The organism is Enterobacter vonholyi (assembly GCF_040834095.1).
In the GTDB taxonomy this organism is placed as follows: domain Bacteria; phylum Pseudomonadota; class Gammaproteobacteria; order Enterobacterales; family Enterobacteriaceae; genus Enterobacter; species Enterobacter vonholyi.
Map to the genome: position 1 here is coordinate 2,048,343 of NZ_CP162152.1, position 20,222 is coordinate 2,068,564.

General features: G+C 55.2%; 24 protein-coding genes. 10 read left to right on the forward strand and 14 right to left on the reverse strand.

The annotated features are described in order from the left end of the window. Nucleotides 1-48: 48 nt before the first annotated feature. A complete protein-coding gene (locus AB3N39_RS09745; RefSeq protein ID WP_136194804.1) occupies nucleotides 49-486 on the reverse strand; it encodes a VOC family protein in 438 nt (145 codons plus the stop codon). Between the two features lie 82 nt (nucleotides 487-568). Beyond that, complete coding sequence (locus AB3N39_RS09750) at nucleotides 569-1,729, reverse strand: MFS transporter (RefSeq protein ID WP_325813418.1); 1,161 nt, start codon at nucleotides 1,727-1,729, stop codon at nucleotides 569-571. 130 nt (nucleotides 1,730-1,859) lie between these two features. Here AB3N39_RS09750 and AB3N39_RS09755 point away from each other — a divergent pair, with 130 nt between their 5' ends. Next, a complete protein-coding gene (locus tag AB3N39_RS09755; protein ID WP_248173993.1) occupies nucleotides 1,860-2,396 on the forward strand; it encodes a MarR family transcriptional regulator in 537 nt (178 codons plus the stop codon). 24 nt (nucleotides 2,397-2,420) lie between these two features. Continuing rightward, complete coding sequence (locus AB3N39_RS09760; protein WP_367897257.1) at nucleotides 2,421-3,344, forward strand: LysR substrate-binding domain-containing protein; 924 nt, start codon at nucleotides 2,421-2,423, stop codon at nucleotides 3,342-3,344. A gap of 46 nt (nucleotides 3,345-3,390) precedes the next feature. Here AB3N39_RS09760 and AB3N39_RS09765 read toward each other — a convergent pair whose 3' ends face one another. Continuing rightward, nucleotides 3,391-3,861, reverse strand: coding sequence for a hypothetical protein (locus tag AB3N39_RS09765; RefSeq protein WP_136194807.1), 471 nt, complete (start codon nucleotides 3,859-3,861; stop codon nucleotides 3,391-3,393). Nucleotides 3,862-4,042: 181 nt separating this feature from the next. Between AB3N39_RS09765 and AB3N39_RS09770 the strand changes: the two genes are divergently transcribed. Then, nucleotides 4,043-4,828 carry a phosphotransferase family protein gene (locus tag AB3N39_RS09770; protein ID WP_136194808.1) on the forward strand — a complete coding sequence of 262 codons (786 nt, stop codon included), beginning with the start codon at nucleotides 4,043-4,045 and terminating at the stop codon, nucleotides 4,826-4,828. 136 nt (nucleotides 4,829-4,964) lie between these two features. After that, nucleotides 4,965-5,441 (forward strand): WbuC family cupin fold metalloprotein, encoded by a 477-nt coding sequence (locus AB3N39_RS09775; protein ID WP_136194809.1) that lies wholly within the window; start codon nucleotides 4,965-4,967, stop codon nucleotides 5,439-5,441. A gap of 65 nt (nucleotides 5,442-5,506) precedes the next feature. Here AB3N39_RS09775 and AB3N39_RS09780 read toward each other — a convergent pair whose 3' ends face one another. The 7 genes from AB3N39_RS09780 to AB3N39_RS09810 form a co-directional block, all read right to left on the reverse strand. Next, nucleotides 5,507-6,049, reverse strand: coding sequence for a cysteine hydrolase family protein (locus AB3N39_RS09780; RefSeq protein WP_136194810.1), 543 nt, complete (start codon nucleotides 6,047-6,049; stop codon nucleotides 5,507-5,509). A gap of 284 nt (nucleotides 6,050-6,333) precedes the next feature. Next, nucleotides 6,334-6,933: an NAD(P)H-dependent oxidoreductase gene (locus tag AB3N39_RS09785; protein ID WP_143345063.1), complete on the reverse strand. Its 600-nt coding sequence runs from the start codon at nucleotides 6,931-6,933 to the stop codon at nucleotides 6,334-6,336. Nucleotides 6,934-7,007: 74 nt separating this feature from the next. Then, a complete protein-coding gene (locus AB3N39_RS09790; RefSeq protein ID WP_111964699.1) occupies nucleotides 7,008-7,601 on the reverse strand; it encodes a TetR/AcrR family transcriptional regulator in 594 nt (197 codons plus the stop codon). Between the two features lie 34 nt (nucleotides 7,602-7,635). Further along, entirely contained in the window at nucleotides 7,636-10,725 is a 3,090-nt protein-coding gene (locus AB3N39_RS09795; RefSeq protein WP_367897258.1) for an efflux RND transporter permease subunit, read from the reverse strand. Next, nucleotides 10,722-11,831, reverse strand: a complete 1,110-nt coding sequence (locus AB3N39_RS09800) for an efflux RND transporter periplasmic adaptor subunit (RefSeq protein ID WP_367897259.1) — start codon at nucleotides 11,829-11,831, stop codon at nucleotides 10,722-10,724. Before AB3N39_RS09800 ends, AB3N39_RS09795 begins: the two co-directional genes overlap by 4 nt. Nucleotides 11,832-11,905: 74 nt before the next feature. Continuing rightward, the gene (locus AB3N39_RS09805; protein ID WP_115874978.1) at nucleotides 11,906-12,520 is read right to left on the reverse strand and encodes a TetR/AcrR family transcriptional regulator; all 615 of its coding nucleotides are present in this window, start codon (nucleotides 12,518-12,520) and stop codon (nucleotides 11,906-11,908) included. A gap of 133 nt (nucleotides 12,521-12,653) precedes the next feature. Beyond that, on the reverse strand, nucleotides 12,654-13,565 hold the full coding sequence (locus AB3N39_RS09810) for a LysR family transcriptional regulator (protein WP_136194814.1): 912 nt from the start codon (nucleotides 13,563-13,565) through the stop codon (nucleotides 12,654-12,656). A 99-nt stretch (nucleotides 13,566-13,664) separates the two neighbouring features. Here AB3N39_RS09810 and AB3N39_RS09815 point away from each other — a divergent pair, with 99 nt between their 5' ends. From AB3N39_RS09815 to AB3N39_RS09825, 3 genes are all read left to right on the forward strand, one after another. Continuing rightward, the gene (locus tag AB3N39_RS09815; protein WP_252092856.1) at nucleotides 13,665-14,780 is read left to right on the forward strand and encodes an alkene reductase; all 1,116 of its coding nucleotides are present in this window, start codon (nucleotides 13,665-13,667) and stop codon (nucleotides 14,778-14,780) included. Continuing rightward, on the forward strand, nucleotides 14,777-15,496 hold the full coding sequence (locus AB3N39_RS09820; protein ID WP_367897260.1) for an SDR family oxidoreductase: 720 nt from the start codon (nucleotides 14,777-14,779) through the stop codon (nucleotides 15,494-15,496). The genes AB3N39_RS09815 and AB3N39_RS09820 overlap by 4 nt, the downstream gene beginning before the upstream one ends. Nucleotides 15,497-15,560: 64 nt before the next feature. Then, nucleotides 15,561-16,100 (forward strand): ester cyclase, encoded by a 540-nt coding sequence (locus tag AB3N39_RS09825; protein WP_367897261.1) that lies wholly within the window; start codon nucleotides 15,561-15,563, stop codon nucleotides 16,098-16,100. Between the two features lie 39 nt (nucleotides 16,101-16,139). On the opposite strand, the gene AB3N39_RS09830 is transcribed toward AB3N39_RS09825, so the two are convergent. Continuing rightward, entirely contained in the window at nucleotides 16,140-16,607 is a 468-nt protein-coding gene (locus AB3N39_RS09830) for a nuclear transport factor 2 family protein (RefSeq protein ID WP_111964691.1), read from the reverse strand. A gap of 103 nt (nucleotides 16,608-16,710) precedes the next feature. Here AB3N39_RS09830 and AB3N39_RS09835 point away from each other — a divergent pair, with 103 nt between their 5' ends. Continuing rightward, nucleotides 16,711-17,289, forward strand: a complete 579-nt coding sequence (locus tag AB3N39_RS09835) for a TetR/AcrR family transcriptional regulator (RefSeq protein ID WP_367897262.1) — start codon at nucleotides 16,711-16,713, stop codon at nucleotides 17,287-17,289. A 49-nt stretch (nucleotides 17,290-17,338) separates the two neighbouring features. On the opposite strand, the gene AB3N39_RS09840 is transcribed toward AB3N39_RS09835, so the two are convergent. Continuing rightward, nucleotides 17,339-18,118: an SDR family oxidoreductase gene (locus AB3N39_RS09840; protein ID WP_049121983.1), complete on the reverse strand. Its 780-nt coding sequence runs from the start codon at nucleotides 18,116-18,118 to the stop codon at nucleotides 17,339-17,341. 90 nt (nucleotides 18,119-18,208) lie between these two features. On the opposite strand from AB3N39_RS09840, the gene AB3N39_RS09845 reads away from it, so the two are divergent. Together AB3N39_RS09845 and AB3N39_RS09850 are read left to right on the forward strand one after the other, a co-directional pair. Beyond that, complete coding sequence (locus AB3N39_RS09845; protein ID WP_115874985.1) at nucleotides 18,209-18,547, forward strand: helix-turn-helix domain-containing protein; 339 nt, start codon at nucleotides 18,209-18,211, stop codon at nucleotides 18,545-18,547. Between the two features lie 69 nt (nucleotides 18,548-18,616). Then, the gene (locus AB3N39_RS09850; RefSeq protein WP_325813425.1) at nucleotides 18,617-19,018 is read left to right on the forward strand and encodes a VOC family protein; all 402 of its coding nucleotides are present in this window, start codon (nucleotides 18,617-18,619) and stop codon (nucleotides 19,016-19,018) included. Between the two features lie 67 nt (nucleotides 19,019-19,085). Here the strand turns inward: AB3N39_RS09850 and AB3N39_RS09855 are convergent, their stop codons facing one another. Beyond that, nucleotides 19,086-19,874, reverse strand: a complete 789-nt coding sequence (locus tag AB3N39_RS09855) for a hypothetical protein (protein WP_248174008.1) — start codon at nucleotides 19,872-19,874, stop codon at nucleotides 19,086-19,088. 1 nt (nucleotide 19,875) lies between these two features. Further along, nucleotides 19,876-20,073: a hypothetical protein gene (locus AB3N39_RS09860; RefSeq protein WP_023311615.1), complete on the reverse strand. Its 198-nt coding sequence runs from the start codon at nucleotides 20,071-20,073 to the stop codon at nucleotides 19,876-19,878. Between the last annotated feature and the right edge of the window lie 149 nt (nucleotides 20,074-20,222).

Below are 20,222 nucleotides of genomic sequence, written 5' to 3' on the forward strand. Positions count from 1 at the left end.
GCAGACATTATCCTCATCCAAGTCTGCATCGCGCCAGGATAAAACCCATTACCCCCGCAGCCACGGCGTAATCGTCAGCCCGGTAAGCAAACCTTCCGGGCTGAGCAGGCGAGTGACGGTTTGCCCCCACGGCTCTATACGGTTAGCCACCAGCAACCGATAGCCTTTTTCGCTCAGAACGCGGGTAGCCGAGTCCAGATCCTGTACTTCGTACTCAATCCATCCCTGCGGTATCGGGTGCTCCGTGGGCCACTGTTCTTCTCCAAAACAGGACGCAGCCGCCTGTGCGAGCGGCCAGACGGCAAAATGCTTCACGCCTTCCAGCTGGCCCTCTTCAGTGAGCAGATATTCGCTGTTCCCCTCCATCGGCCTCAGCGGAAGGCCGAGTGTCTGGACATAAAACGCGGCGCTGGACTCCGTATCCCGCGATATGGGCCCGAACCCGGCGACGAACAAGACATTAACACCCGGTAACGTCTGCAACATATCCACTCCTGAATGAGGTGAAATTCACCCTGACATTATCTCACGATCGGCTGAAATACGACTCTAAATTCTGGTATCGCATTCACCGTGCCTGAACGTCCACGACGGGTTTAAAATTCAGCGCGATGACGATCAGCAGCACGACTCCCGCACTCATGATCAACCATGCGCTGGTCAGCGAGACCGAACTGTCGCTAACGATCCCCGCAATTAACGGCATAAGCGCGGCAATCATATATCCACCTCCCTGAACTTTAGACAGTAACTTCCCGGCCTGCGCGGGCGTTCGCGCATGATCGAACGTGACGATAAGCGACAGCGGGAAGAGGGCGCCGATCCCGGTGCCAAGCAGCAGCGTGGATAAGACGGGCGTTGTACCCGGCGAAAAGACCAGGCACAGGAGTCCCGCCAGCAGCAGCAACAATACGGCGATCAGCGGCACGCGGCGATCGGGGAATTTACCAATCAGCGCGGAGACGACAAACCCTGCAACAACCTCGGTTAACGTCAGCCAGGCCAGCATGTAGCCGCTGCTGCGTGCGGTCCATCCCGCCTGAATATAGAGCGGGGGCAGCCAGGCCAGTACCAGCGTATAGGCTCCCGTTCCCACGCCGAAAAAGAGCAACAGTAGTGCCGTACGGGAGGACGAGAGCGTAACGGTTTCGCGTGCTGGTTTTTCCCCCTGAGGATGCTTAACCAGAGTTAACCACATTATCAACGCCAGCAGCGCTAACAGTCCTGCCATAGCCAGTGCGGGCTTGAGCGTGAGCCATGAAAACAGCGGCTCGGCGCTGGCGGCGGCGACTGCAGCTCCGGCCATAATGCCCGTGCTGAATAGCGACATAATCGTGCTGGCCGTTTGCGTATACTCCTTTTTTACCAGGGCAGGCATTAACGCCTGGATAGTGCCTATGCTGGCCCCGCCGAGTAACGCGGTGCCCATAAGATTCGCCGGTGAAGCGCTAAAACCGCGTAATAAGCAGGCTACCAGCAGGATGAACAGCCCGAACATAATTCCCCGTACGGCGCCGACTGTGGCCAAAAGCCAGGGACCACACAGGGCGGCGAGTCCCATCATCGCCACCGGCAGGGTGGTCAGCAGGCTAAATTGCGTCGCGGTCAGCCCCGCTTCGCGCTGCAGCACGGAGTACAGTGGTCCAACCGAGGCCAGAATAGGGCGAAGGTTCAGCCCGACGATAAAAGCGATAATGGCGAAGAGTAATGGCGATGTGCGTTTCAACATGGAATCCTTTTCGGGTGTGAATGGCCCGGGCAAATCGCTGCGAGCATTTATCTTAACGTTAAGATAAAATGTGTTTTTGCGTAAGATGTACCGCACAACAGGATAAATTCCCACGCCATCAGGGGTGAAAATGAAAGACCATGTAGACTTCGTTGTCGGCCAGTGGAGCAGCGCCATGCCGGAGCTGGACGCCTCGTCGATGAAAATTTTTGGCCGAATGCTCCGGCTGATGAAGCATCTTGGAAAAGAATGGGCGGAGGCGATGGCGCAGTTTGGCTTTCGCGAGGGCGAGTTTGACGTCCTCGCCACGCTGCGTCGCGCCGGGGAGCCGTACTGCCTTTCGCCCACGCAGCTGTATACATCGCTGTTGATCACCTCAGGGGCGATAACGAACCGGCTCAACCGTCTTGAACAACAAGGGCTTATCAGGCGGATTGCCGATCCCGATGACAAGCGCAGCTCGCTCGTCAGCCTGACGCCGCGCGGGCAGGCTCGTATCGAACAGGCGCTGGTCGTGCACACGGAAACGCAGAATGCGCTACTGAGCAACTTGTCGGACGCGCAGCGCGCGCAGCTAGAGTCCCTGCTCAGGGAGCTGCTGCTGACGTTCCCATCTGAGGAATTGGGCGACAAGTCACTTAGTGCCGATAATACAAAAACTGCATGATTACACCTTACAGAAAGGGAACGTATGTCTTTACCGCCACTGTATGCGCTGCGCGCGTTTGAAGTTGCCGCACGGCTGAACTCCTTCAGCAAAGCGGCTGAAGTCCTTAATATCACGCCGGGTGCGGTCAGCAGGCATGTCCAGACGCTAGAAATGTGGTTCGACTGCGAGCTGTTTAAACGACAGGGGCCGAGAGTGGAGGTCAGCGACGCCGGGCGTATTCTGGCCGGTCAGCTTAGCGAAAGTTTCTCGAATATTGAGTGGGCCTGTCGCGCATTTAAAAGTGAAAACCACCTTCTGCGACTCAAAGCACCAAGCTCCCTGACGATGCGATGGCTTCTGAATGTGCTTAAATCCTTTCGCGAGAACCATGCGAAGCCGAAAATCGAAATTGCCAGCGTCTGGATGGACTTCGACACGGTTGACTTCAGCCGGGAACCTTACGATTGTGCGATCCTCCTCGGTAACGGCTATTTCGGCGAGTCAACGGAGAGCCGGCTGCTGTTCAGCGAATGGCTTATTCCGGTTTGTACGCCGTCTTTGCTGGAGCCTGCCCGGCATCAGCTTGCCCAGTGCGAGCTTATCCATCCCTCACCGGACCGACGAGACTGGCGACGCTGGCTTAAAAGGACGGGCTTATTCCCCGGACTCGACATGAGTGGAGGGATCGTGTTCGACACCCTGGAGCAGGGAAGCCTTGCGGCCATGCACGGACATGGTGTTGCTATAGCCGATCTTCGACTCACGCTGGAAGCCCTGAAAAGCGGGCTGCTCGCATTGCCCTTCAGGGAAGCCATCGCAACCGGTGACGGCTACTATCTTGTCTGGCCCAAAAATTCGCTCAGAGGAGAGAGCATTGAACGGTTGCTGGCCTGGCTTAACCTTAATGCGCCTGTGGTGCCTTCTTTGGATATCGTCTGTCTTGATTTCAATGAAAAGCGGGTTTAATAAATAGCGGAATATTATTGCGAGATATTCCGCATATTGAACGTATTTATGCGTAGGGGATATTTGCCATCTTTTTATATCTATCCGGCAGGGCGCTGTTCAGGTTGAGTAATTTATCCAGTATATAAAGCGCAGGCGTTCCCTTTGCGCGTTCAGCTTCGATCAGCGCAGAGCGCAACAGATTGGCAGCCGATGTCATTTCACGGAAGTACTCCTCAGATTCAGCCGTCTGAACTTCGCCTGACGCGGCGTAATGCACCCTTGGCCAGTCCGCAAAGTCAAGCAACGGAAGGAGACCATCTTCTTTGGGCAAATGCGCTGAAAGCAACTCTTCAGCGTTACCCGGATTGCTTTGGGCGAAAGACAGAAGATGCAGTCGATGCAAGAAAGGCGAAAGCGCTTCTGAACTTTCTTTTTCTGCTGAAAGTAATGTTATTAACTCATGCATATTTGCATCGCCGCTAAATTTACGCGGCGAGATAATATTTATTACAGGGAATAAAACATCGAGAGTCATAGGTGCTCCATACAAGCTTAGTAATATTTTTTTTATCCCAGGGATGAGGGGATGGTATTCAGGGCAATCACTTTTTAAAAACGATAAATAGTGGGAATCAATGTGAGTTTTACTCAACCTCGAATGTTGACACATCACGCTATACTTACGTTCTGTAACCAAACGAGTAGCTGAGGATGGTATGGCTGGCGAAAACCTGTCCAGAATGGGGGCAGCAAAAGTCCAATTGATTGCAGATCAACATGGCAACCAGGTAATAGAAAAATGCCCCGTTAGTGATGTTGAATACGGCTTTTATGAACATGCGGCGGAACCACTCATTGGCGTTGTTGAATCCCCTCGACTGTTGCACGCAGATACCCATCGACGCAGCCTGACGCTCGAATACGTTCCTCATAAGATCTCCCAGGAAGAGGTTGCAGGGGACGACATACTGAAACGACTTTCGCGCCTTCACGATTATCCTGCCGAACCGGGATGGATTTATCACAGCCATACCTGGTCTGAGTCAGCGCTTGAGAAATCCTTATCTCTTTTGGAATTACCCGTCCGCGCCGAGCAGCAGATGCGATGTTTTCAGCAGGCGGGCAGCGTTTTGTTTAGTCAGGAAGGTTTAATTTCTGGTGATACCAATGCGGGCAACTGGGGCAGAAGAGAAAACGGCGATGCGGTGCTCTTCGACTGGGAAAGGTTCGGCACAGGCAGCCCGGCCATTGACCTTGCTCCTCTGGTGAAGGGGATGGGCTCAAAACATAGCATTTCACAGCTTGCCGAGCGCTACTGTGTTTTTGCCACGCATTCGGCCACAGGCAGGTTAGCCAGAGAGATTGCTCTCGCTAAAGCATGGATTGTGACTGAAGTCGTATTACTTCTGCACGAAAGGAAAAAAAGTGATTTTCATCGCTACCTGAGCTGGTACAGAGAACATCTCCCCGGCTGGCTGGATGAGTCCATCACACTGCTTTGAGCACGATATAACAGAGCATGCGAAAACGTTGCAGCGTTTTGTTTCACAAACGCCATAGCTCATCGGCTTTTGAGGATGGTATAACGTCCTGCGGCAATCGGGTTGCCGTCCGCTGATCCCATCCACAAAGGTGTATATGAAACAAATTACTTTCAGTGACCTGCAGCAGCAAAGCGAGCAGGCGGCTAATTCCCCTCGCTTACGCGCGCATCGCAATTTACATCCTGAGCTTAGCGACCCGGTGCAGCGCCTGGCCATTGCAATGGAGCCCGGCACCTATGTTCGTCCCCATCGCCATCCGCACACCTTTGAACTGCTGACGGCGCTGAGCGGTCGCTTTCTGGTGTTGAACTTTGATGACAGCGGTAGCGTGACCCGGCGTGTCGTATTAGGCGAAGAGTGCAAGGTGCTGGAGATGGATGCCGGTACCTGGCATGCCGTTCTGTCGCTGGATAAAGGCGGCGTCATTTTTGAGGTTAAGCACGGGGGGTATCAACCCGTGCCCGAGCACGATACCGCCCCATGGTCACCTCCAGAAAACGAGCCCGGCACCGGGAAGCTGATGAAATGGTACGCACAGGCACAGGTGGGTGATGGTGGGTTTACCCTGTAATTATTCTCTTATGTGCCCGGCGCGCGGAAAGGCGAGCCGGGTAAAGAGATAAGCGATCACCTGAGTCAACTCACAGTACTAAAAAGCCAGTCACGAGCAGTCGACAGCGTCACAAACGGGCCTGACAGAGTGCTGTTGTGATGGGCGATAATATCGCTGGCGGATAAACAGTCATTATCCATTGTGGTATGCGCATCTGAAATCAATACCGTCCTGAAACCCAGCTCCGGTGCGGCACGGCAGGTGGTGTCGACACAAAATTCTGTTTTCATCCCGGCAATGACCAGCTGTTTGATGCCTCTCTGATTAAGTTCACGCAGCAATTTGGTATCCCGAAAACAGCTGGGATAGCGCTTGGTGAAAACAACGTCCTGCTTCTTCACGTCCAGTTCAGGTATCAGCTGTGTTAACGGCCCCTTTTCTGAGAAGGGGGAGTCGTCCGGCCCAATATGGCGGGCAAAAAAGACGGGCGCCTGAGCGTGTCGCGCGTTGGTGATTAACAGACGGATATTGGCCAGAACGGCATCGGCGGAACTGGGGGAAACTGGGCCCCGAAAGAGGCCCTGCTGCATGTCGATAATCAAGAGGGCATTGTCAGATGAAACCATTTTCTTTCTCCATTATGAGGGTGGTGAACGGAGAGAGATTTCCCCGTCCATGTCGGCGGGGATTGAGGTTCTGTTTGTCAGTCGTTCACTACAGATACGCTCGCACCGCCGAATGTTCCGGTGGTGGTGAGGGTGGTTGTTGGCTGAACTGACTGATACATGCAATGACCTTTGTTTATTTCGCTGTTAGCGTAACTATCGCGTACAGTTATAGCGTTGGTAAGAGATTCTCTTCAATACACCAACATCAGTAGGTGCAACATTAGCGTTGCGCCTGGCTGATATTATTTAATACTGTCGAGCCCTTTCAGGAAATCCTCAACCTGTTCAGGCGTCGCCGTGTCTGCCTGGTAAAGGATATCGAGCTTGACGTTCTTCAACCCGCAGAAGCCAAACACGCCTTCGATAATCTGCGTCTGAATCGCCGTCGAATAGCCGTGTTTATCAAATCCGGTCAGATCGCTACCGCCAGAGGCAATCATGCGGACGGGAACATCCCGTAAGTTGCCCACAATCCGGCCGTCTTCGGCCACCTTATACGCCCAGTTCAGGGTTAACACGCGATCGAACCAGCCTTTCAACAGCGCGGGAACCGACCACCAGTACACCGGGAAGACGAATACCAGCATATCCGCGCGCTCGACGCGCTGCTGCTCGCGCAGAATATCATCGGGGAGGGCGCTCGGATCGCCGTGATACAAATCGAGATCGGCGCGGGTCATCGACGGATTAAACCCTTCAGCATGCAGATCGGCGATCTCAGCCTGCGTACCTTCCTCGCGTAATTTCCCGGCAATACGGGCTGCCAGCGTATGGGATAACGAATTGTCGATCGGGTGTGCCGTCACGATCAGCGCGTTTTTAATGGCATGTGTAGCAGACATAATGACCTCCAGATGGGGGAGAAGTAACGCCTATATTACTATTAGTAACTTAGGTGTCAATCCGCCCCCGGCGATCATTTTGTGCTATTCGCGTAGGTCTCCAGCACCCCGGTCATAGCGCCGCTGAGCGTATCTTCCGCCACGTTCCGGGCGAGCACGCCGTTGCCCGCCGCGGTGCTGAGCGCCTCCGCCGCGCCAATAATGGCCGTCAGTACCGCTTCCCCCTGAACGCCTTTTAAGACGATAAAAGGGGAAAGCGCGGTGCGCAGGCAGTCGGCACATTCGGCCACGCATGCTTCCCGAAACGTCTGCAGCGCGCGAGAACCGGACAGCGCCGCGGCGATTGGCCCGGTTTCAGGCCCGGCGGCAATCGCACAGTCGATATAGGCCGCGCTGAAAAAACGGATCGTCTTCTCCAGCGTTTTGCTGTCGACCGCCAGCGTCTCGCGGAATTTCGCGAGCTGCCGATCGCTATAATCCTTGTACAGCGCCATCAGCAACCCTTCACGATCGCCAAAATGGTCGTAGGGGATAGGTTTGGTCACGTTGGCCCGCTCGGCCAGGTAGCCAAGCGTCAGCGCCTCCGTGCCTTGCTGACGCACGATCCCTCGCGCAACCTCCAGCAGCTGCACGCGGCGATCCTCTTTTCTTAAGCGCTTAACAACCATGTTTTCCTCAGAAGTGTTATCTACTCATGGTAGTTTACACGTTTTCAGCAACGTGCTGCACGCGTTGTTCCGCGGGGCGGATCCGGAACCAGATCGCATACATCGCGGGCAGGAAGACGAGCGTAATAATCGTCCCGCCCAGCGTTCCACCGATCAGCGTCCAGGCCAGCGTGCCCCAGAATACCGAATGCGTCAGGGGAATGAACGCCAGCACGGCCGCCATGGCGGTCAGTAAGACCGGGCGTGCGCGCTGGACAGTCGCTTCAACCACCGCCTGGAACGGCTCAAGGCCGTCCTTCTGGTTATGATCGATTTGACCGATCAGGATCAGCGTATTGCGCATCAGAATGCCGGAAAGGGCGATCAGACCGACCAGCGCGTTAATGCCAAACGGCTGATTAAATATCAGCAGGGTCGGCACGACGCCAATCAGCCCCAGCGGCGCGGTTAAGAACACCATCACCATCGCGGAGAGTGAGCGCACCTGCAAAATGATGATCAGCAGCGTCAGGGCTATCATGATCGGGAACAGCGGTAACATCGCCTGCGTCGCTTTGCCCGATTCCTCAATCGAACCCGCCATGTCAATACGGTATCCGGCCGGCAGCGCATCAACGATCGGCTGGAGCTGCTTCATGATGGCGACCGACACGTCCGGTGGCTGAAGATTGTCGGCAATATCGCCCCGCACGGTAATTGTCGGGGTGCGATCGCGACGGCGAAGGACCGGGTCTTCCATGCCGACCTCTATCTTGCCAATTTGAGACAGCGGCACGCGCTGTCCCGCATTGCCGACCAGGGTAAAGCCTTCGATTTTTGCCGGGTCAAGACGGATATCGCCCGCCGCGCGGGCAACGACGTCTACCGATCGAATATCTTCCCGCACGGAGGTGACAGGCACGCCTGAAAGCAGAAACTGAAGCTGATCGGCAACGGCGCTGGAGGTTAAGCCGGTCGCCTGCAGGCGGTTTTGATCGAGAGTGAAATGCAGGACGGGAACGCGTGACCCCCAGTCGGTGTTGACGGTTCGCATCATCGGGCTTGCCTGGAGTACGGCTTTCACCTGTTCGGCGATGTCCTGCACCTGTTTGACATCCGGGCCCGACACGCGCCAGGCAACCGGGAAGGGCGAGTAGGGGCCAAACACCAGCTGCGTCACCCGCACGCGGGCTTCGGGCGCAAGACCGCTGGCGACGGCCTCCCTGAGCCTGAACTTAAGCGCCTCGCGTGACGTCTCGCTGTCCGTCAGGATCACGATTTTTGCAAAAGAGGGATCGGGCAGTTCAGGCGCCATTGCCAGATAAAAACGGGGCGACCCCTGACCAATATAGGCCGTGACGATTTTGGCTTCCGGCTGCTGGCCCAGCCACGCTTCTATTTTTGCGGTGGCGGCGCTGGTTTGCGCAATCGAGGTGCCGTAGGGCATCTGTACTTCAACCAGCACTTCCGGGCGATCGGAGGTCGGGAAAAACTGTTTTTTTACCAGCCCCATGCCGAGCACGGCCAGAATGAAAATGGCAACCACGGAGCCGGCCACGCGCCACTTTCTGGCGATAACGCGGCCAAGCAGCTGGCGAAAACGGTTATAGCGGGGTGTGTTATAGATGGCGGCATGACCCCCTTCTACTTTGGGGATCGCCGGCAGGATCTTCACCCCAAGATAGGGCGTGAACACCACCGCGACAAACCACGATGCAATCAGGGCGAGGCCGACAATCCAGAACATATTGCTGGTGTATTCCCCGGCGGTCGACTGGGCAAACCCATTCGGCATAAAGCCAATCACCGTCACCAGGGTTCCGGCCAGCATGGGCGCGGCGGTATGGCTCCAGGCGTAGGCTGAGGCTTTGATTCTGTCGTAACCTTCCTCCATCTTCACCACCATCATTTCGATGGCGATAATGGCATCATCAACCAGCAGGCCGAGGGCGAGTATCAGGGAGCCCAGCGTGACGCGGTCAAAGTTTATTCCCGCGGCCTCCATCACCACGAAGACGACCGCCAGTGTCAGCGGGATCGCCGCCGCAACGACTACCCCCACGCGCCAGCCCATGCTGACAAAACAAACCACCATGACCACAAGCAGTGCGACAAAGAATTTGATCATGAACTCATCGACCGACGAGCGAATATTGACGGACTGATCGGTGACTTTGGTCAGGGACATGCCAAGCGGCAGGCTATCATTAATTTTTGCCGTTTCCGCATCCAGCGCTTTACCCAGCGCCAGACCGTTCCAGCCTTCGCGCATTACGATACCCAGCAGAAGGGCGGGTTCATGCTGATTGCGTATCAGCATCGTCGGGGGATCTTCGTAGCCTCGCTCAACCGTTGCCACATCGGACAGCTTGAGGGTTTTGCCCTGAGCGACAAAAGGTGTATCGCGGATTTTCTGCAGTTCATCGAACGCGCCGTCAAGGCGGATAAAAATCTGCGCTCCTCGGGTCTCAATCGAACCCGCCGCGGTCAACGCGTTCTGGCTGTTGAGGGCCTTGAAAATATCCTGGGGTGAGAGCCCTGTCGTCGCCAGACGGTCGTGGGAGAAGGCGACATAAATCCGCTCGGCCTGTTCGCCGATAATGTTCACTTTCTTCACGCCGGGAACGTGCAGAAGCTGCTGGCGCACGCCTTCGGCATCGCGTACCAGCTGCCGCTGCGGTTCGCCTTTTGCTTTCAGGGCAAAGAGGGCAAAGGTGACATCCGAGAATTCGTCATTGATCATCGGGCCGATGACGCCCGCCGGGAGACGCTGCGATTCATCTCCAAGCTTTTTACGCGCCTGATAGAACTCCTCCTGCACTTCGGCTGGCGGGGTTTTGTCCTGCAACGACAGCGTGATAAATGCCATGCCGGGACGGGTATAGGTTTCGGTACGGTCATACCACTTGAGTTCCTGCAGGCGCTTTTCCAGCGGCTCCGCGACCTGATCCTGGATCTCCTGCGCGGTCGCACCCGGCCAGACGGTTATCACCGTCATTTGCTTCACCGTGAAGGGCGGATCTTCCGCGCGGCCGAGCCCAAAGAAGGCGTAAATTCCGGCAATCGTCACCAGAACGATCAGAAACAGCGTGATGGAACGTTCGCGGACGGCCAGCGCGGACAGGTTGAAGCGGCTTCCGCTCATGGCGTGTCCTCCGCCAGGGCGTTATTGCGTTGTTTCGCGAGCCTGACGACCTCACCTTCGTGCAGAAGATGTGCGCCTAGCGCAACAATCTTCTCACCGGGCTTCACGCCGCCCCTGACCAGCGCCGCATCTTCACTCACGCTCAGCACCTTGACGGGCGTCCATGCGACCTTTGCGGGCTGGGCGGAAATGCGCCAGACGCCGGGACCTTTTCCTGCATCATAGAGTGAGGCCAGCGGGACCTGCATGACCTGAACTTCCGCTTTATTATCCTGAATGTTCAGCGTGACGGTCGCCCCCAGCGGCGCGTTCGCCAGCAGGCCATCCAGCACGTAGCGGGCTTCATACGTGCGGGTCGCGGCATCGGCCGAGTCAGACAGCAGGCGAAGCGTTGCGGTGACCGGGTGTTTTTCATTGCCATAAAGCGTGGCCTGCGCTTCGCTGCCGACGGCAGGGCGCAATGTTTCCGGAAGCTGCACGAGCGCTTCACGCTGTCCCGCTCTGGCAAGCCTGATCGTCACCTGTCCGGCACTGACGACCTGACCCGGCTCGGCGAGCGTCTCCATGACCACGCCGTCTGAATCCGCCAGCAGGACGGCATATCCCGTGGCGTTTTGCGCCACGTTGGCCTGCGCGCGGGCGGCGCTGAGATCGGCCCTGGCCGTATCGGCTGCCGCTTTGATCTGGTCATACTCCGAGGCAGAAACGGCGCCGGACGCCACAAGTCCGCGATAGCGCGCCTCATCGCTGGTGGCTTTTCTCGCCCGCGCCTGGGCAGCATCCACCGCGCGCTGCTGCGCCTGAGCCTGTAATTTCAGGTCAACCGGATCCAGGCGCAGCAAGGGCTGACCCTGTTTGACGGTCTGGCCCGTATCAACCAGTCGCTCAAGGATTTTGCCCTGAACTCTGAAGCCCAGGTCGCTTTGCGTTCTTGCGACCACCACGCCCGTGAAGGCGCGGGCGCTATTGTTCGCAAGCTCGACGGATGCGGATCGGACAAGCGGTGGCTTTGTACGCGGATCGTCACTTGCGGAAATATCGCCGCATGCCACCAGGGCAAACGGCAGGAGACAAACGGCAACGCGGGCTGAAGTGAGCCTGAGCATGGGAAACCTTTTCGACGTAACAGGACGGTTTCCGCATTCTCTGACTGGTGACCAAAAATGTCAATGGTCACAAATTAGGGGGCAAGGCTTCTTAAAATGAGTGAAGAGAGAAGCACCGCCGCGGTGGGAGCCATTTCGAGATTGTACTGCAGCTGAACGGGATTAATAAAAGGACACATCACCATGTGGATAGCCTGAGTGACCTCATCCAGCGGCGTTTTTCTTTCAAACTCACCGGCCTGCCTGCCTTCGATAATGATGCTCTCAATCAGCTTCATCAGACTTTCTGCATACCGCTCTGTCGACGGCCACTGCTCGCGCGCGGCGACGGCGGCGATGTCGTAAAGCTTACGATCGTGGAAAAACAGCTCGCTTCCGGCCTCGGTGAGCGCCTTGAAAAGACGGCGGAGTTTTTCGCTTGCTGACGGCGCATCCTCAATGGCGGAAAGCACTGCCGCCATGATCAGCTCCAGGCGGTTAGCGCAGATCACTTCGCCAATAGCCTGCTTGGAATCGAAGAACTTATAAATGTAGGATTTTGAAAAACCAATGGATTTTGCCAGTTCGGCGACGGTGGTTTTTTCATAGCCGTAATGGCCGAAGTGCTCAAAGGCCGCTTCGACGATTTGCTCTCTGACAGAATGGTCAAGTGGACCACGTATTGATGGGGCGTTCATAGTTTTAGTCATTATGTAAGCTTAGCGTGACGGGCCAGGGTTGGCAACGAGTGACCATTTTGTATTTTGGTTACAATTGTGCTGCCTTACGCCGTAAAGACGGGACAATCGGCCAGGTGGAGTAAGTGTATCACTGTTTTTTACGTTAATGTTTTTTAAGCCAGTCGAGAAAAAACTGGCTAAACGCCGTGACCTGAAGCGGCTGCAGTTTGCGCTGGGGGTAAACAAGCTGCAGCCCGACATCTTTGCGATCGTATCGGCTAAACCCGGTGAAGCTGTCGGCAAACAGCACCGTGAGCCTTCCGGTTTCAACGTCGTCTTTGACGTCCCACCACGATTTCCCCGCGATGCCCGCTCCGCTGAGCGCCCACTGACGAAGCAATGCTCCGTCGTCGCACACCATGGCGGGCTCAACGCGAACAATGCTTTCCTCACCATTAGTTTCAAAGCGCCATTCGTTCATCACCACGCCCTGCGATTCCAGCGCCAGGCACCGGTGCCGGGCTAAATCGGCAAACGTGGCGGGGACGCCGCGGTCGTTAAGATATTCTCCGGAGGCGACCAGCACCCGACGGTTCGGGCGGATGTTTCTTACGACAAGACTGCTGTCCGGCAGGTTGCCAAAACGCACGCTCATATCCAGCCGGTTAGCGACCAGATCCTCAACGTGTTCTCTTAACGAAATGAAAAATTTAACGTCAGGATGGCGCCGGGAAAAATCAATGACGGCGGGGCTAAGATACTGTCTGCCAAAATCCGAGGGCGCGGAAAGGCGAATATTGCCGCTGAGCACGCCCTCTTTTTGCGTCAGTAACGACTCGGCATGATGCATCTCTTCCAGCACGCGCAGCGCGGCATGGTAAAACTCTTCCCCGGCGCGGGTCAGGGTGAGGGATCGCGTTGAGCGGTGAAACAGGCGCGTCTGGTAACGCTCCTCAATCGCCTTCAGCCTGGCCGTCATGGTCGCGGGGGAAAGCGACAGGCGTCGTCCGGCGGCGGAAAGACTTCCGGCCTCGGCAACTTCCACCAGTAAAGCCATGTCTTCGAGTTTGCCCATTATTCATATTTTCCGAAAAGTGCATCTACTTTTAGCGTAATTATCAAAATCAGATGCGGACTGTAAAGTGATTTTATCCAAACCATAAGGGATAAAATCATGCAACGTACCTCACTTTTTGAACGCTACAGGCTGGGTTCGCTGGACCTGAAAAATCGTATCGTCATGGCGCCGATGACCCGCGCGCGCTCCCTTCAGCCGGGAAATATCCCCTCCGCGCTGATGGCAGAGTATTACCGGCAGCGTGCCAGCGCGGGATTAATCATCACGGAAGCCACGCAGATTTCGCCTCAGGGCCAGGGATACTCATGGACACCCGGCATCCATTCGCCTGAACAGGTTTCGGGATGGCAACTCACGACGGGCGCCGTGCATCAGGCGGGCGGAGTGATTTTTTCGCAGCTCTGGCACGTCGGGCGAATGTCGCACGCCAGTTTTCACCAGGATGGTCAGCCCGTCGCCCCGTCAGCGCTGGCCCCGGATGCGCAGGTGTGGGTGGTGAATGAGCGTGGGGAAGGCCAGATGGTTGACTGCCCGCAGCCGAGAACGCTCTCGCGCAAGGACATTCAGAACATCGTTGCGGACTATCGCCAGGCCGCTTTGAATACCGTTCAGGCCGGGTTTGATGGTGTCGAGGTTCACGGCGGAAACGGGTATCTGATAGACCAGTTCCTGCGCCAAACCTCCAACAAACGCACGGATGAGTACGGCGGTACGCTGGTGAACCGCATCCGTTTTGCCCAGGAGGTGTTAAGCGCCATTGCCGAGGCCATTGGTCACGAGCGCACGGGCATCCGCCTTTCCCCATTTATTACCCAGCGCGGGATGAACGACCCGCAGGTCTCTGAAGCCATACTTGCGCTTGCGGCCTGGTGTGAACAAAAAGGTATTGCGTTCATCCACCTGGCGGAAGCCGACTGGGATGATGCCCCTCAGGTACCCGAGCGTTTCCGTCAGTCCCTTCGCGAGACCTTCAGCGGAACTCTTATCGTCGCGGGTAACTATGACCTTGATAAAGCAGAAAAGATCCTTGCTGCCAGCTATGCCGATTTGATTGCCTTCGGCCGTCCGTTTATTGCCAACCCCGATTTGCCCCACCGGCTGGCAAACCAGCTGCCTCTTGCCCAAGTGCGCGACCCCGCCACGCTGTTTGGCGGTACCGGCACGGGATATACCGATTACCCAACGTACGCTCTACAGGAGGAAACATTATGACCCGTAAAACCTTAATTATCGGCGGCGCTTCCGGCATCGGTTTCGCCGTGGGCAGCCTGCTTGCCGGGCGCGGTGAGGAGATTATTCTTGCGGGACGCGACAGCGCAAAACTGGACGCCGCGCGACAGCGGCTGAGCGCCCACGCCGCGTCCGTTCATACCCTCGTGCTGGACATCAGCCGTGAGGAAGAGCTTGTTGCGCTCGGTGAAACGCTGGGCGAGGTCAATAATATTGTCGTCACGGCGGGTTCACAGGCGCCGGGCGGGTTGCTTTCCGGACTGGATCTCCGTGCGGCAAGGCAGGCCTTTGATACAAAATTCTGGGGAAGCCTCAATGTCGCTCGCTATCTCAGCGGGAATATTGCCCCCCGCGGTACGTTGACGTTCACCAGCGGTTTCGTGGCGCGCCGCACCGTGGCGGGCGCCATCGTAAAAACAACGATGAATGCCGCCATTGAGGCTGCGACAAAAGTGCTGGCGAAAGAGCTTTCACCGCTGCGCGTCAACGTCGTCAGTCCGGGGCTGACCGACACGGAAGCGTATGCGGGGATGGACGCCGCCGCGCGGGAAAAAATGCTCGTCGGCGCGGCGGAAACCCTGCCAGCCAAGGCCTGGGGAAGGGCGGAGGACATCGCGCAGGGGTATCTTTTCGCCATTGATAATCCCTTTGTCACGGGATCGATTATTGATATTGAGGGCGGGGCGTTAATTAACTGACCCTCATTAATTTGATCCGCAGGGCATCGTCTGCGGGTGGCGTAATACTCTATTGAGAAACAACATGAAATATACGACGTGTTTTCGTCCCGCTATCGCGGCGCTTATTTTTGCTGGTCTGTCGGGCAATGCTATTTCCTCGCAGGGGAAATGGCTGCAGCCGAACCAGCTTATTGTGGACAACAGTCTGTCACAGGCACAATTAAAGGCGAATGAAGCTGCTGCCAGAAAATATGCCACGTTCTGGAACACCGGTAATGAAACTCTGGCGCGTGATGCCCTGGCCGTAAACTTTATTGATAAAACGCCCCCGGAAGGACGTAAGCAAGGTCCCGAGGGCGCTATTCTAGCTTCCAGGGCGTTTCGGACAGCCGTGCCTGATTTGCGTTGTGACGTTGAGCAAATGATTATTTCAGGCGATCGCGTGGTTTCGCATCTACATTTTCACGGCACCTTCACCGGGACATTTGGCAAGTTGAAAGGACAGGGGCAAAAAATAGATTTTATCGCCACCGATATTTATGAATTCGCTGACGGTAAGATTGCGGCAAACTGGCACATTGAGGACAACCTGACGCTGATGAAACAGCTCGGCGCGCTGTAAAGTCACCACTCCGGTGCGGCCCGGAGTGATGCGAAAATCCTATAAGCCAAGATCGCTCAGCGAAGGGTGATCGTCCGGGCGTCTGCCAAGCGGCCAGTGGAACAGCCGCTCGGATTCTTTTATCGGCATATCGTTTACGCAGGCAAAGCGGCGCTTCATCAGGCCGTCCGGCTCAAACTCCCAGTTTTCATTGCCGTAAGAGCGGAACCAGTTGCCGGAATCATCATGCCATTCATAGGCATAGCGCACCGCGATCCGGTTATCCGTAAATGCCCAGAGCTCTTTAATCAGACGATACTCCAGCTCTTTTTTCCATTTCCGCTCCAGAAACGCCTGGGCTTCTTCACGGTTGGTGGCGAACTCTGCGCGGTTACGCCATTGGGTGTCCAGCGTATAGGCAAGCGCGACTTTCGCCGGATCGCGGCTGTTCCAGCCATCTTCTGCCAGCCTGACTTTTTCGATGGCGCTTTCACGAGTGAAGGGCGGTAAAGGAGGACGAGTGTTCATGGCGATTACCTCAGTGTGATTTATGTAGACAGGTCTGTCTACTTGCGGTAATCTATGCCTGAAAAATAACGCTGTCAACACTCTTTTTGAGGCTGTCGAAAAAATGAAAATCGAACCCGCAAGTAACGAGACAAAAATCAGCGTCAGAGATAAAATATTACTCACGGCGCACGATCTTTTTTATTCCACTGGATTCAGGGCGACGGGGGTGGACACGCTGATTAAAGCGTCGAAAGTGACTAAGGTGACGTTTTATCGCCATTTTCCGAGTAAGAGCTTGCTTATTCTCGCCTATCTACACTATCGACATGAAATATGGATTAACTGGTTTGAGGCCACGCTTCGTCGACATCTCGTGGACGGCCAAACGCCTGCGGACGCTCTATCGGCTACCCTTTATGAATGGTTTATTTCGCCCGAGTTCCACGGCTGCGCGTTTATTAATGCCAGCGCCGAAGCCAAATCCGAAGATATTGAAAGCGAAATAAAAGCGATATGCCGCGATCATAAAATCGAAACAAAGAAGATTATTGCGTCGCTGACAAAGATTGCTGATGAGCGCGTCGTCAATGAAATCATGCTGCTCATTGACGGTGCCATTATTCATGCGCAGATGGGCATGGATACAGAAACGATAATAAATGCGTTAAAAAGGGTCTTAGCGGAACTGACCGGCCAGTGAGATTCCGGTGCTTAATCAACTCTTGCACCAAGTCGATTAAGCATCCGCGTTACACTGTTGGAATGGTGCCGCCATCAATCACAAATTCAGTACCTGTGATACTCGCAGCATGCGATGAAGCGAGGAAGACGATGAGGTTGGCAACCTCAATCGGTCGGGCAGGGCGTCCGAGCGGTATTCCACCTAACGCCTTCATAATGATCTGTTTGCCACCTTCGTAGTCTGTTCCTGCTTGCTTTGCCAGTCTCTCCGCCAGTGCCACCGCCGCTTCAGTTTCGATCCAGCCGGGGGCAACGCGCACCACCCGAACACCTTTCGGCGAGACTTCCTTTGAAAGACTTTTACTGTAGGTTGAGAGGGCTGCCTTAGCCGCCGCATAACCCGTTGTTGAATCCGGTAAAGGCAGTTCGCGCTGGATAGACGTCACGTGAATAATCACCCCATTTCCCTGCTCAAGCATTCCGGGAAGCAGGGCGCGATCTAAGCGTACTGCAGGTAACAAATTAAGATTGAGCTCCTGCTGCCACTCGTCTTCGCCAAGTGCAGCAAAGCCGCCACCGGGTGAGGTTGAACCGCCTGCAACATGGATAATTACGTCGACACCTCCCATCTGTTCCTGCACTGCGGATGCGACTGAGGCACATCCAGCGACCGTAGTAAGATCAGCGGCTACGAAAGTATCCGCGATATTTACGTCTGGATCGTGGCGCGCCGTGGTAAATACCGTTGCACCGAGTTGTTTTAAAAGTCCGACGACTGCTTTGCCGAGCCCTTTCGTGCCAGCGGTAACAAGCACGCGCTTGCCTTTAAAATCAATATCTAATGACATGGACTTTCGCTCCCATTATTTACAGTACAGGTATATTCAACATAGACTGAGTAATTAACAAGTACGCACGAAAAAGTGAGTTACTAAATTATGAGTAAGTTATATAGTCCGGAATCTGCCGCAAGCGGCGTGGAGCAAGTATTACGGTTGCTGGAAGGGCGCTGGAAATTAATTATTCTTTTTCATCTTTTCGACGGAAAAGTGCAGCGCTATTCTGATTTCGAAAAACTGATCCCCGGTATTTCCCAAAAGATGCTGGCGCAGCAACTTCGACAACTCGAGTCCGACGGTATCGTTTCGCGGATGGTTTACCCTCAAGTGCCACCGAAAGTAGAGTATCGCCTCACCGATTGGGGGCAGGCATTATGCCCGGCGCTTGATGCCATGCTGAAATGGGCAGAAAAACGTGAGGCTTACGCAAGCCTGTAAGCCTGGCGGTCAGCACGCTTCAATGGAATAGCGTTATCCGTAACCCATTTGTGCAAAGGAAACGAAAAAATGAGAACACAGAAACGATGCCTTGGCTGCGTAGCTATTGTGGTTGATGACTACGATCGCGCCATTGAGTACTACACCGACAAGCTGGGGTTTACCCTCGTAGAGGATACGCCCCAACCGGGAAAACGCTGGGTAGTCGTCTCACCCAACCCGGAAAGCGACTGCAATATCCTGCTGGCTCGTGCCTCTAACGAGAGGCAGGAAGGTTTTATCGGTAATCAAAGCGGCGGCAGAGTTTTCCTGTTCCTTCAGACGGATGATTTTTGGCGCGATTACCATGCCATGAAGGCAAAAGGCGTTCATTTCTGCGAAGAACCTCGTGAGGAAGAATACGGTACGGTGGTGGTGTTTGAAGATATTTACGGCAACCGCTGGGATCTTTATCAGACTGCGCAACCGTGAATACCACCGCAAATGATGTGTCATTCGCTTTTTGTCCTGTACGCTTCCCAGCAGAGTGTACTCAAAATTATGGGGATGTCTCTTTAGGGCCAGGGCTCTCGTCCCGCTGTGCCAGCGCCAGCGCGCTGGCGCTGGCGGGATCGAACAGCGAGATGCTCTCAATCTGATTGAGTAAAATCACCTTGCGGAATGACATGGCGCTGCGGGGTTCAGAGTCGAGCGTAATGTCATGCTCCGCATACCACCTGCTGTAATTATTCTCGATGCGCAGGTTCATCGTCTTCGCATCCCGGTACCCGCTCAACATCGGGATCAGCACGATATTGGCCGTTTTTTCATATTCCAGCGTCGCGGTGTGGATCATGCCGACGTAAATCCGTCTCGAGCGGAGCGTGACCTGCGCCAGCTCGCCTTGTTCCATACACTGGTATAGCAGTTGTTCGATCCCGCTCGACTGCGCCAGACGTTTGTAGAGCTTTTTCCGGCTTTCGCCGTCCAGCCTGGCGCTGCCCGCCCAGTTAGAGCGGTAGAGGCAAAACAGGATGGCGAACGCCAGCATCACGACCACCGGCGCCTGAATGCCTAAAAAACTCCAGTTCATAAAGTCGATTTGCCAGTCGGTATATTTCGGTGAGGCAAAGTGAAAAGCGTTATTGGCGGCGGAAAGGGCGAGCAGCAGCAGCCAGAGCAGACCCGTGGCAATCACCCCCTGCAGAACGAAAATACAGCCGTACAGCGCCACAAGAAAATAGACGTCCCAGCCAAAGGAACGCTTGATTTTAAAGCGGGTCGACAGGTCGCGGCTGGTGTACCAGTACCCGCAGACCATCAGCACCATAAATATCGCCGTTCCCATATCAGGCCCTCTTCAGCATGTTGACGTGACGCAGAAAATCCTGCCGCACCTCGTTGCTTTTGTAGTTCACGGAGGCGTTTCCGTCCTGGTCGATAATGATGCGGTCGCCATCTTCGACGGCTTCAATAATTTCCTGCTGGCTCATCACCTGCAGTAAGGATTCCGGGCTGGAGAAAAGGGAGAGAAAGAAACGTTTCATGTCAGACATCCTTATGAATAAAAAGGATAAGCCTGGAAGATGACCGCTGAATTTGCCTTAAGGATAACCTGAAAGTGAAAGCCGGGTGGCGGCTACGCCTTACCCGGCCTACAAAAACGCCAAATGATTGAGTTGTCAAGTTGTTGATA

Coding starts and splice junctions, on each gene's coding strand:
- AB3N39_RS09830 (WP_111964691.1), bottom strand. CDS start 16,607: ATGAACACTCGTCCTCCTTTACCGCCCTTCACTCGTGAAAGCGCCATC.
- AB3N39_RS09750 (WP_325813418.1), bottom strand. CDS start 1,729: ATGTTGAAACGCACATCGCCATTACTCTTCGCCATTATCGCTTTTATC.
- AB3N39_RS09770 (WP_136194808.1), top strand. CDS start 4,043: ATGGCTGGCGAAAACCTGTCCAGAATGGGGGCAGCAAAAGTCCAATTG.
- AB3N39_RS09835 (WP_367897262.1), top strand. CDS start 16,711: ATGAAAATCGAACCCGCAAGTAACGAGACAAAAATCAGCGTCAGAGAT.
- AB3N39_RS09805 (WP_115874978.1), bottom strand. CDS start 12,520: ATGACTAAAACTATGAACGCCCCATCAATACGTGGTCCACTTGACCAT.
- AB3N39_RS09775 (WP_136194809.1), top strand. CDS start 4,965: ATGAAACAAATTACTTTCAGTGACCTGCAGCAGCAAAGCGAGCAGGCG.
- AB3N39_RS09780 (WP_136194810.1), bottom strand. CDS start 6,049: ATGGTTTCATCTGACAATGCCCTCTTGATTATCGACATGCAGCAGGGC.
- AB3N39_RS09790 (WP_111964699.1), bottom strand. CDS start 7,601: ATGGTTGTTAAGCGCTTAAGAAAAGAGGATCGCCGCGTGCAGCTGCTG.
- AB3N39_RS09850 (WP_325813425.1), top strand. CDS start 18,617: ATGAGAACACAGAAACGATGCCTTGGCTGCGTAGCTATTGTGGTTGAT.
- AB3N39_RS09765 (WP_136194807.1), bottom strand. CDS start 3,861: ATGACTCTCGATGTTTTATTCCCTGTAATAAATATTATCTCGCCGCGT.
- AB3N39_RS09785 (WP_143345063.1), bottom strand. CDS start 6,933: ATGTCTGCTACACATGCCATTAAAAACGCGCTGATCGTGACGGCACAC.
- AB3N39_RS09810 (WP_136194814.1), bottom strand. CDS start 13,565: ATGGGCAAACTCGAAGACATGGCTTTACTGGTGGAAGTTGCCGAGGCC.
- AB3N39_RS09840 (WP_049121983.1), bottom strand. CDS start 18,118: ATGTCATTAGATATTGATTTTAAAGGCAAGCGCGTGCTTGTTACCGCT.
- AB3N39_RS09855 (WP_248174008.1), bottom strand. CDS start 19,874: ATGGGAACGGCGATATTTATGGTGCTGATGGTCTGCGGGTACTGGTAC.
- AB3N39_RS09820 (WP_367897260.1), top strand. CDS start 14,777: ATGACCCGTAAAACCTTAATTATCGGCGGCGCTTCCGGCATCGGTTTC.
- AB3N39_RS09755 (WP_248173993.1), top strand. CDS start 1,860: ATGAAAGACCATGTAGACTTCGTTGTCGGCCAGTGGAGCAGCGCCATG.
- AB3N39_RS09860 (WP_023311615.1), bottom strand. CDS start 20,073: ATGAAACGTTTCTTTCTCTCCCTTTTCTCCAGCCCGGAATCCTTACTG.
- AB3N39_RS09825 (WP_367897261.1), top strand. CDS start 15,561: ATGAAATATACGACGTGTTTTCGTCCCGCTATCGCGGCGCTTATTTTT.
- AB3N39_RS09800 (WP_367897259.1), bottom strand. CDS start 11,831: ATGCTCAGGCTCACTTCAGCCCGCGTTGCCGTTTGTCTCCTGCCGTTT.
- AB3N39_RS09845 (WP_115874985.1), top strand. CDS start 18,209: ATGAGTAAGTTATATAGTCCGGAATCTGCCGCAAGCGGCGTGGAGCAA.
- AB3N39_RS09795 (WP_367897258.1), bottom strand. CDS start 10,725: ATGAGCGGAAGCCGCTTCAACCTGTCCGCGCTGGCCGTCCGCGAACGT.
- AB3N39_RS09815 (WP_252092856.1), top strand. CDS start 13,665: ATGCAACGTACCTCACTTTTTGAACGCTACAGGCTGGGTTCGCTGGAC.
- AB3N39_RS09745 (WP_136194804.1), bottom strand. CDS start 486: ATGTTGCAGACGTTACCGGGTGTTAATGTCTTGTTCGTCGCCGGGTTC.
- AB3N39_RS09760 (WP_367897257.1), top strand. CDS start 2,421: ATGTCTTTACCGCCACTGTATGCGCTGCGCGCGTTTGAAGTTGCCGCA.